This is a genomic window from Gordonia sp. NPDC003422, assembly GCF_053588675.1.
This window is the reverse complement of sequence record NZ_JBSFQL010000007.1, coordinates 1-15,578: the sequence shown is the minus strand read 5'-3', so window position 1 is coordinate 15,578 and position 15,578 is coordinate 1. Positions and strand designations below refer to the sequence as shown.

At 64.0% G+C, this 15,578-nt stretch carries 14 protein-coding genes and 1 pseudogene; 11 read left to right on the top strand and 4 right to left on the bottom strand.

Features of this window, described 5'->3' with window-relative positions; translation table 11 throughout:
* The first annotated feature begins 46 nt into the window (after positions 1 to 46).
* The 3 genes from ACWDTF_RS07875 (at position 47) to ACWDTF_RS07865 (ending at position 3,388) form a co-directional block, all read left to right on the top strand.
* Positions 47 to 619 (top strand): YdcF family protein, encoded by a 573-nt coding sequence (locus tag ACWDTF_RS07875; protein ID WP_449754225.1) that lies wholly within the window; start codon positions 47 to 49, stop codon positions 617 to 619.
* 786 nt (positions 620 to 1,405) lie between these two features.
* Complete coding sequence (locus tag ACWDTF_RS07870; RefSeq protein WP_449754224.1) at positions 1,406 to 1,897, top strand: hypothetical protein; 492 nt, start codon at positions 1,406 to 1,408, stop codon at positions 1,895 to 1,897.
* 534 nt (positions 1,898 to 2,431) lie between these two features.
* Positions 2,432 to 3,388, top strand: coding sequence for a hypothetical protein (locus ACWDTF_RS07865; protein WP_449754223.1), 957 nt, complete (start codon positions 2,432 to 2,434; stop codon positions 3,386 to 3,388).
* Positions 3,389 to 3,875: 487 nt separating this feature from the next.
* Here ACWDTF_RS07865 and ACWDTF_RS07860 read toward each other — a convergent pair whose 3' ends face one another.
* The gene (locus ACWDTF_RS07860) at positions 3,876 to 4,970 is read right to left on the bottom strand and encodes a hypothetical protein (protein ID WP_449754222.1); all 1,095 of its coding nucleotides are present in this window, start codon (positions 4,968 to 4,970) and stop codon (positions 3,876 to 3,878) included.
* Positions 4,971 to 5,239: 269 nt separating this feature from the next.
* A complete protein-coding gene (locus tag ACWDTF_RS07855; RefSeq protein ID WP_449754221.1) occupies positions 5,240 to 5,536 on the bottom strand; it encodes a hypothetical protein in 297 nt (98 codons plus the stop codon).
* A gap of 175 nt (positions 5,537 to 5,711) precedes the next feature.
* On the opposite strand from ACWDTF_RS07855, the gene ACWDTF_RS07850 reads away from it, so the two are divergent.
* The gene (locus tag ACWDTF_RS07850) at positions 5,712 to 7,961 is read left to right on the top strand and encodes a hypothetical protein (protein ID WP_449754220.1); all 2,250 of its coding nucleotides are present in this window, start codon (positions 5,712 to 5,714) and stop codon (positions 7,959 to 7,961) included.
* Positions 7,962 to 8,102: 141 nt separating this feature from the next.
* Complete coding sequence (locus tag ACWDTF_RS07845; protein WP_449754219.1) at positions 8,103 to 9,740, top strand: DUF222 domain-containing protein; 1,638 nt, start codon at positions 8,103 to 8,105, stop codon at positions 9,738 to 9,740.
* A 114-nt stretch (positions 9,741 to 9,854) separates the two neighbouring features.
* On the opposite strand, the gene ACWDTF_RS07840 is transcribed toward ACWDTF_RS07845, so the two are convergent.
* Complete coding sequence (locus ACWDTF_RS07840; protein WP_449754218.1) at positions 9,855 to 10,145, bottom strand: hypothetical protein; 291 nt, start codon at positions 10,143 to 10,145, stop codon at positions 9,855 to 9,857.
* 242 nt (positions 10,146 to 10,387) lie between these two features.
* On the bottom strand, positions 10,388 to 11,452 hold the full coding sequence (locus ACWDTF_RS07835; RefSeq protein ID WP_240859670.1) for an LLM class F420-dependent oxidoreductase: 1,065 nt from the start codon (positions 11,450 to 11,452) through the stop codon (positions 10,388 to 10,390).
* 205 nt (positions 11,453 to 11,657) lie between these two features.
* On the opposite strand from ACWDTF_RS07835, the gene ACWDTF_RS07830 reads away from it, so the two are divergent.
* The 6 genes and pseudogenes from ACWDTF_RS07830 to ACWDTF_RS07805 form a co-directional block, all read left to right on the top strand.
* Positions 11,658 to 12,884, top strand: a complete 1,227-nt coding sequence (locus ACWDTF_RS07830; RefSeq protein WP_449754217.1) for an anion permease — start codon at positions 11,658 to 11,660, stop codon at positions 12,882 to 12,884.
* A gap of 34 nt (positions 12,885 to 12,918) precedes the next feature.
* The gene (locus tag ACWDTF_RS07825; RefSeq protein ID WP_240859662.1) at positions 12,919 to 13,203 is read left to right on the top strand and encodes a hypothetical protein; all 285 of its coding nucleotides are present in this window, start codon (positions 12,919 to 12,921) and stop codon (positions 13,201 to 13,203) included.
* Between the two features lie 29 nt (positions 13,204 to 13,232).
* Entirely contained in the window at positions 13,233 to 13,547 is a 315-nt protein-coding gene (locus ACWDTF_RS07820; RefSeq protein ID WP_240859660.1) for a DUF3349 domain-containing protein, read from the top strand.
* A 121-nt stretch (positions 13,548 to 13,668) separates the two neighbouring features.
* The gene (locus ACWDTF_RS07815) at positions 13,669 to 14,025 is read left to right on the top strand and encodes a DUF3349 domain-containing protein (RefSeq protein ID WP_240859658.1); all 357 of its coding nucleotides are present in this window, start codon (positions 13,669 to 13,671) and stop codon (positions 14,023 to 14,025) included.
* An 82-nt stretch (positions 14,026 to 14,107) separates the two neighbouring features.
* Positions 14,108 to 15,190 carry an o-succinylbenzoate--CoA ligase gene (gene menE, locus ACWDTF_RS07810; protein ID WP_240859710.1) on the top strand — a complete coding sequence of 361 codons (1,083 nt, stop codon included), beginning with the start codon at positions 14,108 to 14,110 and terminating at the stop codon, positions 15,188 to 15,190.
* Between the two features lie 156 nt (positions 15,191 to 15,346).
* Positions 15,347 to 15,578, top strand: a pseudogene (locus ACWDTF_RS07805) (ISL3 family transposase); the annotation flags it as partial.

The following is a 15,578-nucleotide window of genomic DNA, read 5'->3' as shown; positions in this document are numbered from 1 at the left end:
GAGGGAATGGATAGGTCCAGAATTCGGAAGGTGACGAGTTGGCTTGATGGTCAATTGGAAGGTTACGAGGCGGTGTACAGCCGTGTTCCTTGTTGCCCTCGTCACAGCGCTGAGCTGCATCGGCTACCAACTCTTCGGTCGCGAGCATCAGGACACGCTGCGCAGAGCAGACGCCATCCTCGTCCTCGGCGGTGAGCACGACGGACGTGAGGAGTACGGACTTGATCTCGCCCGCGAGGGGTACGCCAGTACCGTTCTGGTGTCTGATCCGTATCGCCCGTATGGGTCTGTCGACCAACAAATAATGCCGAAGGTCTGCAATGCCGGCACTCCGCGGATCGAGGTGATCTGTTTCGTTCCGAATCCGTCGACGACGCGGGGCGAGGCGATGTTTGTCCAGCAGATCGCAAGAGCGCGGCACTGGAAGTCCGTCATCGTCGTCAGCTGGCGCTTCCACCTTGTCCGTGCCCGCTACATCTTCGGACAGTGCTTCGACGGGAACGTCATCATGCGGAGCGTGCCGCGCAGCTACGCGCAGCCCTTATGGCTCACGGCCTACACCTACTCCTACCAATACGGCGGTCTCGCAAAAGCAGCTCTTCTCGGCTGCGACCGGTAGCGATACGTCTCGGGATTCACAGCCACAACCCACTTCCCACACTGTTGTGGTCCGAACGGGTCAACTTTGCGTTTCCCGACACACACAGAACCTGTGGAGTGAAATCCTCCGCATGTCCCCAGGGAAGTCCACGCGCCCGCGCCACCGACATGGCGACCTCTTCCTCCTGTGCACCCGACCGCGAGAAGGGCCAGCCAATCACCGCACCTGCCACCCATCCGAACCAATTGTTCGGGGTCATTTCCAGCGGCCATCTACGGGAGAAGAATCCACTGCTCCACGTCTCGCAGCTCGCCGGCGGCAATGCGACATCCACGCGTCACATCTTCAATGGCCTCATGGTGTTCGCATTCTTCTGTTTCCGAGCAGTGCAGTGCTGGGCCCGCTCGCAATTCTCTTCGGCCTGGGGACACTCGCCATTGCCATCATGCTGTTCGTGCAGCGGGTTCCGCTCATTGACAGGCGATCACGACGCGAACCCCGCCGTTGACAGCGACGGCCGATCGGACGGTTTGGATCTTCCAGCCCAACTCGCGGCCGACTCGGTGCCCAATCGAGCGGAGCCGCCAGCTTTCACTCCGAAATCGGGCGGCTATTGTTAGTTTCACTAATAAACAGCGACCCTCGCTGCTCTTCGAGGTGGTCCGAACGGTCCAACTTTGAGGTTCGGTAACACCCGAGAAGCCGGGAATTGCAATACTTCTGATGCCACCGGGATCACCCGCATACGCGTCACCGAACCCGCATTGATCCTGTTGCACTCCCCCACCTGAGAAAGGTCGGCCGATGACCACACCCACCCAACCTGTCCTCGTCGCAGGCGAAACCGTTCGCTATCAGACACAGTTCACCCCGCACGTGATCTTCAGCCATTTGAAGACCACGGTGACGATCACCGACCGCCGCGTGGTCGTCCATCACCCAAATCAGTTGTTCGGCGTCATTCCCAGTGGCTATCTGCAGGAGGAGATTCCACTTCGCCACGTATCGCAAATCGCTAGTGGCAGTTCGACATCCACGCGCCAAATCTCGTACGGGCTTATGTGTCTGGCATTCGCGTTCTTCTGCTTCTCGAGCAGCGCGATGCTGGGCGTGCTTGCAGTTCTCTTCGGCCTGGTACTGCTCGCGATTGCCATCGCACTTTTCGTGACTGCCCACTCGAACGGCGTCTTCTTCCACAGCACCGGAACCGGCGTGCTGGCCGCGCGTGGGTCGAAATCCGAGCTTCCACAGATCAAGAAATCAGGTGTCGAGATCGGGCGGCTGATCTTCACCTGACTGTCATTCAAACAATCGATCAGTACCGGAACTCGCTTGTGAAGGCGACACGCCTGCCATACTCCCTGGCACCTGTCTGTCACATCGATCAACCAGGATCCGCCATGCGCGCACCGAGGAACGGCCATGGGTACTGTTGCGGACGATAATGGAGCCCAGCGTGATTCGTCAGGATCGTCGCGCCTGACACTGGACTGGATGGGCTGGAGCCCAGCGTCGAACGCCTCAGCGTCGACCGTCATTCAACCGAGTGAACACCTCGAGCAGACGTCGCCCGTTCCGCTGCCGACTGATGACCTTCCCACCGAAGACGAAGTGACCACGGTCGTCGACGCGCCGACTGTCATCGCCAATGACAAGTCCACGGTGTCTCTCACGAAGGAGACCACCGTCGCGCCCTTCGTTGAAGACCAGCGGACCAAGTCGGTCGGACGCCCGCCGCCCACAATGCCGCCGACTGCGCCATACCCCTACGTCCAGCCAGCCCCCTACTCGCCGCCACCGATGGGTTGGCCGCAACCTACGCCTCCGCCCATGCCTCGGTCGCGGGCACTGATCGCCCTGAGCACCGTGGCCGTGGTGCTGGTGGTCGCGGTCGCCGTCGTCGCATGGCTGCTGTTCAGTCGTGGTTCTGCCGGCGACGACCAATCCGACCAGAACGCCGCGGGCCAACCGTCGACACCGGACGTCTACACAACCTGCAGCACTCCCCCAAACCTCACCGTCGTGTCGACAGCGCTCACCGATGCCGGCCTGGCGGTCACGACATCGGCGTCGAGTCCGTGCAGCACCGGGGATGTGTTGTCGAACTCGGCAACCCGGATCGTCGTCAATTCGCCGACAGGGCTGGTGGCCTCGGGCAGCTTCGATCTGTCGGCCAACCCGATCGGAATTCCGCCGTCGGACGGCCAGCGGCGGTCGATCACGTTCACCTTCCCGCCCAGCAGCTTCTACTCGTTGCCCGACACCATCGAATCGTCGGCCCTCACGACGACGGTCGACGCTGTCGGCACAGCCGGCGTCACCCAGGTTCAGTCATCCACCGAGTACGCCGCTGTCAGCTTGAAACCCGATGCCACCTACGTGCCGGCAGGTGCGGACCCTGAACAGGCAGCAGGGCAGAGCCTTCGGGCTCAGGTCACGCACGATAGGCCGGAAATCCTCGCACGCGGAAACAACCGCTGGCACGCCCAGCTCAGCGCCAAACAGCCAGGTCTCTTCACCGACGGCAAGACGTGGCAATACACCGACATCCTCGACGAGTTCGCAGCCCTTAACGCACGATTCGGCGGAACGCGACTCCTCTGGAGCAACGAATGGCCCGTGTTCACGGTGAGCAACTGGTGGATCACGGTGACCGAGCAGACCTTCGCGTCGGGCGCCGCGGCCGCCGCCTGGTGCGTGCAGCAAGGCTTCGACCGCGACCACTGCTTCGGCAAGTACATCAGCGACACCTCCTCACCCGAAGGAACCACCGTCTACATCTCGTGAGGCCCACCCGAAAGGCACAGATAACGACAGCACCCATCCGAACCCCGCTCCTCATGGGCGAAACAGTCCGATTTCGAACGCAATTCACGCCGCACATGATCCTCACGCACCTCAAGACGACGGTGACCATCACCGATCGGCGCGTGATGGGTGCAACGGCCACACCAGTTGTTCGGCGTCATTCCGAGCGGCCATCTACTGGAAGAGGCTCCGCTGCGACATGTTTCGAGTGATTCACGGCTCTCTCGAATAGCGTCTCGTGTACCGCAGCAACGGAACCCCCGTGGTCGCCGACATTCTTGACTCGCGTGGGTTTCGATACGCGCCAGGGCGGTTCCTGAGTAGCGAGCTTGCGATCCTATCGAAGGGCGCAGGCTCGCGCGCCGCTACTCAACCAGCAGGCGGTTACCTCGAGCCCAAGACTCAGCCAGCAGGTAGTTACGTCGATGGAACGCTGTGCACGGCGCAAGATCCTGATCCGACGCGTTCAGACCGGCGCCTGCGTGTAGCACGCCCACAGTTCGCGCATGGCAAAGATCCGCAACACGAATCTGTCGCTGTTCTCGTCGTCGTACATGGTCCGGAAACGTTGCAGCTGTTCATGTTTGCTTCGAACTACGGGTTCGACCCGATCCCACAAGGCCATCACCTGTTGATAGACGGAATCGGCCTGGTCTGCATAGGAGAGCAGTTGCTCGTCGGATCTGAACGACTCGATGATTCTGTTCTTACGGTCTTCCGCTGGCGGATCAGCACCGACCACCGATGGTTCGAAGAGTTCGTTCACGCGACGTCTGATGTCGACGCCCGCGAAAAACAGCACCGGCCCCAACACAGCGGCCATCGGAAGCTTCGTGCTCCCGCCCATGACGCGTCGGGTGATCTGTGCACCAATCGCGTCGGCGTCGTACTCCGCTGCTGGATCCTCTGAGCCGTCAGAGCCGATGCGATGCGACTCGAGGTCACCATGGAGCAGATGACCATATTCGTGGCTCAGGATGAAGGTGAGGATTGCGTCGCGGATCGCGTCAATCAGCGTGACGTCGTGGTGCGCGGCCGAGACGGCACGCGCGGACCCGTCGAGTGACGTGTTCCCGATGGCCTGCAAAGCAGCGATGTCGCAGACAATCTGTGCCGCCGCTGAGTTCGATGCGCCGAATGCCCGCATGGGGTCGTCCGCGACCAAACACAGCACTCCAACCTGGGCAAGCTGCGACGCAAGAGTGAACGCGCCGTTCTCGATTGCGATCACGGGATGGTCGATCGGCGGAACTTCATCGTCGGGTGCCACCTGCACCTGGACGCCGGGCTGGGCGGTCGCGAGTGTCCCGACGACCGGCAATGAGCCAAGCGTCCAGGACGATTCAGGCCGCGACCCCGCGATGGTCTCCTCGATTCGACCACACACATTCGCCAGACCCCATGCGATTCCCGGAGGTTCATACCTCGACCACTGCGTGGCGTCGTCGAGGTGATAGTGGTGCAGAAGCTCGTCGACCTGTGTACGAATCTCGCCCTCTGGGCTCGATTGCTGCGTCACAAGTGGAATGCCGACATCGCGCGCAGCACTCACACGATCCATGACGAGCTGCTGCCGGAGTCTGTTCAGGTCGTCGCGAGGCGCCACGTCCCACGTCGAGCGCTCGCGTTCTTGCAGCGACTCGAGTGCACGAACAACTCCCGCCGGGCGCGGCTCCCACCGAGGGGGCTCTAATCCTGCACCCGAACTGAATATCAAGTTCTCGCGCATGGGTACTCCAGTCGCCGACGATGCTTTCACCATCGCATCGCCGCGTCGGGCTGTAACGGGTAGTCGACTACTCGAACGACCTGGTGCGAAGGTGACAACACTCAGTCGTCGGCGAGCCGTTCCATGGCCCGACGCATCGCCTTCTGTTCGCGAATGCGAATCAGTTGCTGGTGCAACGGGTTCGATTCTTTGACGACGATCACGACGCGCACCTTGCCGTTGACGGCGACGGCCGATCGAACGGTCTGGATCTTCCAGCCCAACTCGCGGCCGACTCGCCGGCCGATCGAGCGAACCCAGTCGACGTACTCCTCGGGACACGTCATGTCGAAGCTGCCGATCTCGCGCAGACCGTCCTCAATGTCGGACGCCAGACGCGTCTCGTCGTACTCGGCCATCGCACAGTCCCCCAACCCACCGATCATGCCGTCGCCCAAATCGTAGGCACATAGTCGTCAAGTGCGCGCCCCTTAGGTGAACAGTCCCTCGAACAGGGGACGCGACCACCCGTGTCAGCGCGGGATACTGGGTGGCGGCGAAGAACCCTGCGCAACTTGGCTGAAGGCGGCCCGGATGACACTCGAACTCCAAGTCCGCGAGACTGCACTCGCACAGGCGACCATCGAGTGGGTGCAGGCGCAGCTCTATACGATGTGCGTGCCGACGAACACCGCGGCGATCACGGTCGACCACCTCGACACCGTTCCCGGATCGGTCACCTTCGCCAATAATGCATCCGGCGGAGTGGACGCGCGACTCGAGATCGCCATTTTCGTTGTCACACAGGCCGATCTGTTTGCACATCCGAATTCCACGCCCACCGGAGCAACCGCTGCCGCGACCCAGGTCGAGATCATTGTCCAGCTCGGCATCGCCGGCCAGGCGCTGACCATCGTCAAGGCCAGTTCGACACCCGCCGCGACTGGCCTCCCACCCGCTGTCCGAGATCGGATCAAGCAGCGCGTCGACTCCGCCCTCGCGCCGCTCAACGGCACGGTTCTGTTTGACTGCTCCCCGATCATCAGCGCGCTCGGTGCGTACGCCCCTGCTCAGCCCGACCTCGGCCGCGGGGAAGGCGTGCTGGCACTTCGGTTCGGCGCCTCGGGTCCGATCGTCAATCACCTCGCCCCCAGCCAGGCGTGGGGTGTCTTCCTCGACGCCGACGACGTCGTCGGACTCCTCAAACGCCAAATCCCGCCTGACTTCCCGATACCGGTGAGCGTTCGGTGGCATGGCGAAGGTCCCACGCCGACAATCGTTGCAACGGCTTCCATCAATCTCCGCGCACTGGACCTCATCGAAGTGGCCAGTGTGACGGCCACGATATCTGCCGGGATCGCCTTCATATCTCCTGCCACTCTGCGGATTTCGGGGCACTGGGACATCGATCTCAGCGGTATCGCGGCACCCTTCGAGGCGATCGTCACCAAGTATGCCCGCGGCGAGATCCGGCGAATGTTCCCCTTCGTCAACCACAACAATCAGGACTTCTGGTACGACATCGCCCTACCGTCCATCCCACCACTCCTGGGCGCTCAACCGCGCTGGGCGGGGATCACCTCGAGCCCTGCGGGAATGACGATCGGCGGGCCGGTGAGCCCTGCACCGCCAGGTGATCGCGGCACACTCGACCCGACGATCTTCCACTTCGGAAAACCCACCTGGTGGGGTCACTGCCGCGCACTCGCTCGCGGCGGAAGTGGCTTGCCGCCCACACATTTCGATCCGTCGAACCCGCGGGTACGCGTGCAGGCCGGCGTCAACTTCTACGACGCCGGGGCACTCTGCGGCGCGGAGGTTCTCTCCCCTAATGACTGGCTGGCGATGGACTCCGACGCAAGCGGCGTCGGATTCGACCTCACCGTCGGACAAGCACGCAAGATCAGTGACGACGTGCGGATCGTCGTCCGTACCGCGCGCGGCGTGCGCTTCTTTGATCTCGGCACACCCATCATCCAGAACAAGCCCGACGGCGAGGGCCTCGATGTTCAGGTCAACTGGTTCGACGACTGCCTCCGACTCTCCGGTGTGTGGCTCAAACTCGCTCTGGGCGAGGCACTTACCATCGACGACTTCAAACCACCGCCCTTCGAGGACCCCAATTGGATCGGGTGGTTCCACGCACCCCTCGGCCTCAACACTCACCTGCTGACGATCGTCGATCTCAATCCAGGTGAGGTGGTCAGCGTGCGCGGACAGGGCCTGCACATTCAGGTCGGCGCCGACAGTAGCGGCGCTGCGCTGGTTCCCGCCCTGACGGCGTTGGCCGACAGGATGCACGAGGTCGTCGTCGAACGTCGATCCGGCGAATCGTTCAGCAGTGAGATCCGCGTGCGGACGGTCGAATTCACGTGGCTGGCCGAAGTCGGACCCGCCGAGGCCGCGGCTGTTCGCGACGAACGGGGCGTGGCCTACGTCGGGCGAATCATCGATGGCGAGTTGATCTCTGAGGCTTTCCGGCCCGAAGCCGACGAGATGTTCGAGAAGGTCGGAGCCGGCGACGTGGATCTCAATCCACAACCGTTGCCACCCCACGACCCAGGTGCCCTCGAACTCGCGGAGGCGGCCGGATTCGGCGACGCCGTGTATGCGCACTTCCTGCCGGGTCTCGAGGCGCGCGACCGCGTCGCACTGGTCACGATGGGCGAAGGCGATACGCGGATCGTGTCCGACGGACCCGATGGGCCGCGCGAATCCGGCCGATACGAGGGTCCGCCCGCAGGTATGCAGGTCGACGGCGGGTATGCGATTGCGAGGAGTGGTGATGCGATCCACCTCTATGCCATCGAGCGCCCGTACGTCGTAACGCTCAAGCCGAGGTAGCGGACCCTTCGCACCTCGCAGCGCGGCCAGCTTCGGCGAGCGCAGTCTGTTCCACAAGTTTCGCCTGAGCCTTGCGAACATCTGTGCGAACGTGTACCTTCGAACTTACATTCGATAGGCGGGGATCGGGGTGAGCATCGGATGACCACAACTATTGGCGGCGGCACGTCCCGCGCAGCGGAGTTGGTGGCCCAGGTCCATGCCCTGCTCGACGAGTTGGTCGAGGCCGATCTGACCGCCTGCACCGACGACGAATTGGTCGAGGTTGCCGCCGCGCACGAACAGGCGATCGCCCGGATGACCTATGCCGGGGACCGGCAGCTGGTCGAGGTGTCGGATCGAGATCTGCCGCACCGCATGGGATATCGCAGCCCCACCAACTTCTACAACGCCCGCCTGCGGGTGTCCGATCCGGGCCGGCGCCGCGCCCAGATGGCCGTCACTGCCACCTTCCGGCAGCCGACCGGCGACGAACGTGAACCCCGCTTCCCCGCGGTGGCCGAAGCCTTCGCCGAGGGCAGCATCGGACACGGACACATCCGCGCCGTGCTCGACACCCTTGACCAGATTCCGCACACCACCCCGCACGACGTGCAGGTTGCGGCGGAACGGCAGATGGTCGACGTCGCGAAGGAACACACCCCCAACGACATCGCCACCGCCGGGCAACGCCTCCTCGGTCATCTCGACCCCGACGGCACCCTGTCCGACGACGCCGACCGGGCGCGGCGCCGCAATCTGTGGATGAACAAGCAACGCGCTGATGGCACGTCGAAACTCACCGGCACCCTGGATCCTGTTCTGGCGAGCCGGTTTGCGACGATGCTGGCGGCCTGGGCGCAGCCCGGGATGAACAATCCCAACGATCCCGAGTCGCCGTCGGGGTCGTACGAGGACGCCGATCCCAACGTGGTGGCCGCGGCCGCCCTACGCGACGGCCGGTCGGTGGCCCAGTGCAACCACGACGCGCTCAACGCGTTGTTGAAAGCGGTGCTGGAAGACGGGTTGCTCGGCAAAACCCATCGTGGGTTGCCGATCCAGCTGATCATCAAAGCCAACCTGGCGGACCTGGTCCGGGGGTCCGGGGTGGCGACCACCGCAACCGGCGGGCTCATCCCGATCTCTGAACTGATCGGCATGGCCGGACAGGTGCAGCCGTGGCTGGCGATCTTTGATGGCGCAACGCCCGAACCGCTGTTTCTCGGGCGGGGTAAACGGTTGGCGTCCATGGCCCAACGGTTGGCGTCGTTTGCTCGCATCGGCGGGGAACGGTGTTCGGCACCGGACTGTGATCAGCCCGCCACCCACGTCGAAATGCACCACGCCAAACTGGATTTCGCGTTGGGCGGCAACACCGACATCACCGAACTCTATCCGGCCTGCCCACCACACAACCGCAAGGTCGGCCCGAAACCGGGCCAGTTCACCACCTGGATCGTCGAAGACGGACCCGACGCCGGACGGTGTGCGTGGCGCCTGAATGCCCACCCGGGTGCTCCACCCAACCCGGCACGTGTCAACCGGTTCCCCGACATCGCCGCCGGATTCACCGCACACCTCAACCAGGTGCGTGCAGAAATCCATGGGCCGCCGCCGGACGAGGAATGCGGTGAGGAGAACACCGGAACCGACAGCATCGTCGGGAACTTCGAGCTGCTCGAAAACGCCCGCACGCGTGATGAACTCGCCCGACTGCAACTCCGACAAACCATCAACGCGGAATCGGTGATCGAGACACGGTTCGTCGGGATGTTGGAAGAGCATCTCGGGCTCGGGTAGCGGATCTCACTTGGTGATCTCGACACGGTGCCTCGCTCCGCTCGGTACCGGCTCGATCAGCGTGGGGTGGGTTTGATCAGCGGGTCGCTCGCGTGGCGGGGGTATCGAGATCGATCAGCGGTGTGTCGGGTCGGCTCGCTTCCGCCACACCGTCACGCCTGCGATCACAACGGCGATGGCGGACAACAGGTCTGACTCGGTCAGACCATGCTGGAGGTTGATGCTGTACAGAATCCTGCCCTCGAGCGGGCCGTTCCAGAACAGCCATGCAACACCCAGTGCGGTGAGGATCGCCGCGGCCGGGTAACTCGGACGTGCCAGACACCAAGCGCCGGTGACGATCAGCAGATTGAGCAGCAGGATCGCGTGCAACAGGTCGGGATGGTGCAGGACGGGTGGAGACATTGGGTCAGTATCGCTTGTGTGTTGGCGTCGTGGGTTGCGGACATGGTCGGGTCGCCAGCCCTTCGAGGCTCGTCGCTTGCGCTCCTCGCACCTCAGGCAGCGGGTGGGCGGCTCGGGATCGGCTCGACCAGCGAGGGTGCGTGTGGTTGCGGACATGGTCGGGTCGCCAGCCCTTCGAGGCTCGCAGGCTCGCACCTCAGGGAGCGGGTGGGCGGCTCGGAGTCGGCTCGACCAGCGTCTAATCAGCCGCCGAATATGTCGCGAAGGATCTCGGTCTCGGCGACGCGTTCCTTGTGGGTCGGGGCGGTCGAGGAGACGAGGATGCAGGTGACGCCGGCTTCCTTGAAGGCGGCGACGCGCTCGGCGACGTGGTCGCGGGTGCCGATGAGCGACATCGAGTCGATGAGGTCGTCGGGGACGGCGGCGGCGGCTTCGAGCTTCTTACCGTCGAGGTAGAGGTCCTGGATGATCTTGGCCTCGTCGGGGTAGCCGTAGCGCTGGGCGAGGGTGTTGTAGAAGTTCTTGCCGCGCGCACCCATACCGCCGATGTAGAGGGCGGCGTGGTGGCGGACGAGTTCGCGAGCATTGTGCAGCTGCTCCTCGTCGTCGGAGATGCGGGCGGTCGACTGGACGACGATGCCGAGCTCGCCGAGCGACGGGTCGCGCTTGGCCTTGCCGGCGGCCAGTCCCTCACCGAAGGCCTCGCCGATGCGCTCGGGGTGGAACAGGATCGGCTGGAACTCCTCGAACAGCTCGGCGGCCAGCTCGGTGTTCTTCGGGCCGATCGCGGCGAGCAACATGGGGATGCGTTCGCGAACAGGGTGATTGATGATCTTCAACGACTTGCCCAGCCCCGATCCGCCGTGCTCCTCGTCGAGCGGCAGGGTGTAGTGCTTGCCCTGGAAGTTCACCTTGTCGCGGCGCCACACCTGACGGCAGATCTCGGCGTGCTCGCGGGCGCGGCCGACGGGGTAGTCGTACTTGACGCCGTGGAAGCCCTCGATGACCTGCGGGCCCGACGCGCCGATACCCAGCACCGCGCGGCCACCACTGATGTAGTCGAGACCGGCCGCCGTCATGGCGAGGTTGGTGGGTGTGCGCGAGAACATCGGAAGGATGGCGGTCTGCAGTTCCATCTTCTCGGTCTTCGCGGCGATGTAGCCGAGCTGACTGACGGCGTCGAAGCTGTAGGCCTCCGGGACCGCGATCCGCTCCACGCCCGCGGCCTCGAAATCGGCGAGATTGTTGATGGTCTCGCGGAAATCCCCGGCGTAGTTGATCGGCATGCCCAGCTTCATCGATGTCATGCCGACGGATTCTTCCACAGCAAACACGCCTTGCCGAGACCCGGCCGAGCGACCGTTCGCTCACGCTTCAGATGGACGCTCGCTGTCGGCAAGATGAACAACTGGTGAACAGTCACACAGGTGAGGCAAACCTGCAGGTCACAATAGGGATTTCGGTCCTCCGAAATTTATGCGGAACCGGCCTCGGCATCGCATGATTATGCCCATGAGCGGAGAGATGCTGATCCTGGTGCTGCTCGTGATCACGGCACTGGGATTTGACTTCACCAACGGATTCCACGACACCGGCAACGCGATGGCGACCTCGATCGCCACCGGCGCCCTCAAACCCAAGGTCGCCGTCGGTATCTCGGCGATCCTCAACCTCGTCGGAGCGTTCCTCTCCGTCGAGGTCGCGGCCACGATCACCAAGGATGTGCTCAACATCCAGTCCAAGTCGGGCGACATCACCGGCGGGCTGTCGCCGATCACCGCCCTGCTGATCATCTTCGCGGGCCTCATCGGCGGCATCCTGTGGAACCTCTTCACGTGGCTGTTCGGCCTGCCCTCCTCGTCGTCGCACGCGTTGTTCGGTGGACTGATCGGGTCGGGCATCGCGGCGATCGGCCTGTCCGGCATCAACTGGCACGGCGTGCTTTCCAAGATCGTCATCCCGGCCCTCTTCGCCCCGGTGATCGCCTGCCTCGTCGCCGCCTGCGGCACCTGGCTGGTCTTCGCCATCACCAAGAAGGTCGCCGAAGGTCGCAAGGAAGCCGGCTTCCGGTACGGCCAGATCGCGTCGGCGTCGCTGGTCTCCCTCGCACACGGAACCGGTGACGCGCAGAAGACCATGGGTGTCATCGCGATGGCGCTCATCGTGACCGGACACCTCACCAGCGAATCGGTGAGCCACGGTCTGCCGTTCTGGGTGGTCTTCAGCTGTGCTGCCGCGATCGCGATCGGCACCTACCTCGGCGGCTGGCGCATCATCCGCACCCTGGGCAAGGGCCTGGTCGAGATCTCCTCCCCGCAGGGCATGGCGGCGGAAGCGTCGTCGGCCGCGATCATCCTCACCTCGAGCGCTGCCGGCATGGCGCTGTCGACGACGCAGGTCGCCACCGGTTCGATCCTGGGTTCGGGCGTCGGCAAGAAGGGCGCCCAGGTTCGCTGGGCGGTCGCAGCACGTATGGCGGTCGCCTGGGTCACCACGCTCCCGGCCGCCGGGCTTGTCGGCGCGGGCTGCTACTACATCGCTCACCTGATGGGCGACGTCGCGGGCGCGATCACCATCTTCGTGATCCTCATCGCCGCGTCGGGCTACATGTACTGGCGCGCACAGCAGAACAAGATCGACTCCCACAACGTCAACGCCGATTGGGACGAGTCCAGCGACTCGATCATCCCGGCCGACACCTCCGAGCTGAAGACCACCGGCCCGACCACGGTCGCCTGATCTCTCCGACGGACACGAAAGGACTTCTGCTCAGATGGACATCGTCGAATCAATTGTCAAGGTGCTCGTCGTCGGACTGATCTTCGGTGCCGGCCTGCCTGCTCTGTTCGCCATCGGCCTGCGCATACAAGCGGCGGGAACGGCCGACGCCAGCGCGGATGGCACTGTCTCGCACGGCAATCCGGCGCTCCGTGCGGTCGGCTACGCGATCTTCGCGCTGGTCGCGGCGGTCATCATCATCGCCCTGCTGTGGATCACGCGTCAGACGATCTACTACTACTTCGACATCCAGATCTTCCCGAGCCAGTTCTACAAGTAGTCAACCGTTTCGACGAAAGGCACCTGAACGTGGCCGACAGCCCTTCACTGTTCGAATCCGCGATCAACTGGATCCGCACCGGCTATCCCGAAGGCATTCCGCCCACCGAGTTCCCGCCGTTGCTGGCGCTGCTGGTGCGTGTGCTCGATGAAGAGGACGTCACGACGGTCGCGCTGACCCTGGCGCGCGAGTACGGCGTCGACCAGCCGGTCACCGAAGAACAGATCGCCGGCGCGATCGAGAAGGTCACCAACGACGAGCCCACCGCCGACGAGATCAATCAGGTCGCGGGTCGTCTGGCCGCCGCAGGCTGGCCGTTGTCGGCAGTTCCTGCAGGTCGATAGTCTTTGACCAACGCTCGTGCGCAGCGCGAGCAACTGTCTTGCCCCGGGGAGGCAATACAATGGCGCCAATGCCGCCCTGCCCTCATCACGAGGGTGAACTCACCGATTGGGGGGATGGATCGTGGATCGACCACAATTGCTCAAACGCATCGTGGAGTGGTTGCGCGCCGGCTACCCCGACGGCGTCCCCCAGGGCGACTACATCCCCTTGGTCGCGATTCTGCGTCGCCAGCTGAGTGAGGACGAGGTCGAGACCGTCTCGTCCGACCTGATCCGCGAGTCTCCCCCACCGCCGGAACCCATCTCCAAGATCGACGCCGGGGTGAAGATCACCGAGGTCACCCACGAACTGCCGCACGAGGACGACATCGCCCGCGTTCGCCGGCACCTCGAAGAAGCCGGGTGGCCCTTCGACGACGAACCGCTGTCCAACGGGCATTCCGACGACCCCGAGCCCGGTCCGGATCACGACGACTGAGGTGAGTGCGACCCACGTTCTGCAAGCCCTGACCCTGCCGTCGGGGCCTTTGGTGCTCGACTCGCGTGCGGAGTTGTCGGCGATGCTCGACGGTGGTCGGGCGTATCTGCCGGTTCCCGACGATCCAGTTGCTGCTGAACGTCTTGGGTCCGCGCTGGGCGTCGGGGAGCCGATCCCCGACGAGCTGTCCCTGGTGATCTCGACGTCGGGGTCGACGGGCACTCCAAAAGGGGCACAACACACTTCGACGACGCTGCGAGCCTCTGCCGCGGCCACGGCTGCTCACCTCGGTGGTCCCGGGAATTGGTTGCTCGCACTGCCGCCGCATCACATCGCCGGACTGCAAGTGTTGTTGCGCGCCTTGGCGAATGGGTACACGCCGGTTGTGTTGGATGTGGGTGGCGGGTTTGACGTTTCCGCCTATGTTGAGGCTCTTGCGTCTCTTGACGGGCCGCGGCGGTACACGTCGTTGGTGCCGACGCAGTTGATCAAGGTGCTCTCCTCCCCCGCCGCTGTCGCCGCGTCGCGCGAGTTGGATGCGATTCTCGTCGGCGGTGCTGCCACCCCGGAGCCGTTGCAGCGCAGGGCGTTAGATGCGGGACTGCGCATTGTGCGGACGTATGGGATGAGCGAGACTGCGGGCGGATGCGTCTACGACGGTGTGCCGTTGCCCGGGGTCGAGGTGCGCATCGTCGACGCCGGATCGGATGGGGTCGGGCGCGTCGAGCTGTCGGGGCCGATGGTCGCGCACGGGTATCGGAATCTGCCCGACCATCCCGCGTTCGCGTCGCCCGGATGGTTCCGCACCGACGATCTGGGGGTCGTGGTCGACGGGCTGCTGCGGATCGTCGGCCGCGCCGACGACGCCATCTCCACCGGCGGACTCACCGTCGTACCGCAGGTGGTGGAAGCGGTGATCGCCGACGACCCGGCCGTCGCCGAATGCGCGGTGGTCGGGGTCCCCGACGAACGGTTGGGCGAGAAGGTGGTGGCATTTGTGGTCGTCGCTGCTGGAGAGCGGTTGGACGACAAGCGGATTCGTACTTTGGTTGCCGAGCGGTTGGAGAAATTCGCGGCACCCCGGGAGGTCGTCGAGGTGTCGGAATTGCCGTTGCGCGGACCCGGCAAGGTGGATCGCGCGGCGTTGAAGGCGCGGTTCGCTTGATGGCGTGCCGCGAAACCGCGACTATATGGGCTCTTCAAGGTTGAGCGGGCAATGCCTGGTCAGCGGACCGGCGTGTCGGTGACGTAAGGCGCCCCTGGTCTCCGGAAATCTGGATGTTGCGAAGCATTCAAGATTTCGGTGAGGAGTACCAGGGGCATGGTCGATGCTACGTCGTCGTTGTTGTTGGGTTTGGAAGGACTCGAGGTTGCCGCGGTGTCGCGGCAGGGCAGGACGCGGGTGGTCGATGTGGTGACCGCCGATCCTGAAGCGGCCCGGTGCCCGGACTGTCGGACGATTTCGACGTCGGTGAAAGATCACGCAGTCACCCGACCCCGTGATATCGGCTACGGTGACGATCCAATCCTGTTGCGGTGGAACAAGACCCGAT

Bases quoted from the DNA above. Each gene is read 5' to 3' on its own strand.
- menE (WP_240859710.1), top strand. From the start codon at position 14,108: ATGCTCGACGGTGGTCGGGCGTATCTGCCGGTTCCCGACGATCCAGTT.
- ACWDTF_RS07855 (WP_449754221.1), bottom strand. From the start codon at position 5,536: ATGGCCGAGTACGACGAGACGCGTCTGGCGTCCGACATTGAGGACGGT.
- ACWDTF_RS07825 (WP_240859662.1), top strand. From the start codon at position 12,919: ATGGACATCGTCGAATCAATTGTCAAGGTGCTCGTCGTCGGACTGATC.
- ACWDTF_RS07850 (WP_449754220.1), top strand. From the start codon at position 5,712: ATGACACTCGAACTCCAAGTCCGCGAGACTGCACTCGCACAGGCGACC.
- ACWDTF_RS07870 (WP_449754224.1), top strand. From the start codon at position 1,406: ATGACCACACCCACCCAACCTGTCCTCGTCGCAGGCGAAACCGTTCGC.
- ACWDTF_RS07830 (WP_449754217.1), top strand. From the start codon at position 11,658: ATGAGCGGAGAGATGCTGATCCTGGTGCTGCTCGTGATCACGGCACTG.
- ACWDTF_RS07860 (WP_449754222.1), bottom strand. From the start codon at position 4,970: ATGGATCGTGTGAGTGCTGCGCGCGATGTCGGCATTCCACTTGTGACG.
- ACWDTF_RS07865 (WP_449754223.1), top strand. From the start codon at position 2,432: ATGCCTCGGTCGCGGGCACTGATCGCCCTGAGCACCGTGGCCGTGGTG.
- ACWDTF_RS07875 (WP_449754225.1), top strand. From the start codon at position 47: ATGGTCAATTGGAAGGTTACGAGGCGGTGTACAGCCGTGTTCCTTGTT.
- ACWDTF_RS07840 (WP_449754218.1), bottom strand. From the start codon at position 10,145: ATGTCTCCACCCGTCCTGCACCATCCCGACCTGTTGCACGCGATCCTG.
- ACWDTF_RS07845 (WP_449754219.1), top strand. From the start codon at position 8,103: ATGACCACAACTATTGGCGGCGGCACGTCCCGCGCAGCGGAGTTGGTG.
- ACWDTF_RS07835 (WP_240859670.1), bottom strand. From the start codon at position 11,452: ATGACATCGATGAAGCTGGGCATGCCGATCAACTACGCCGGGGATTTC.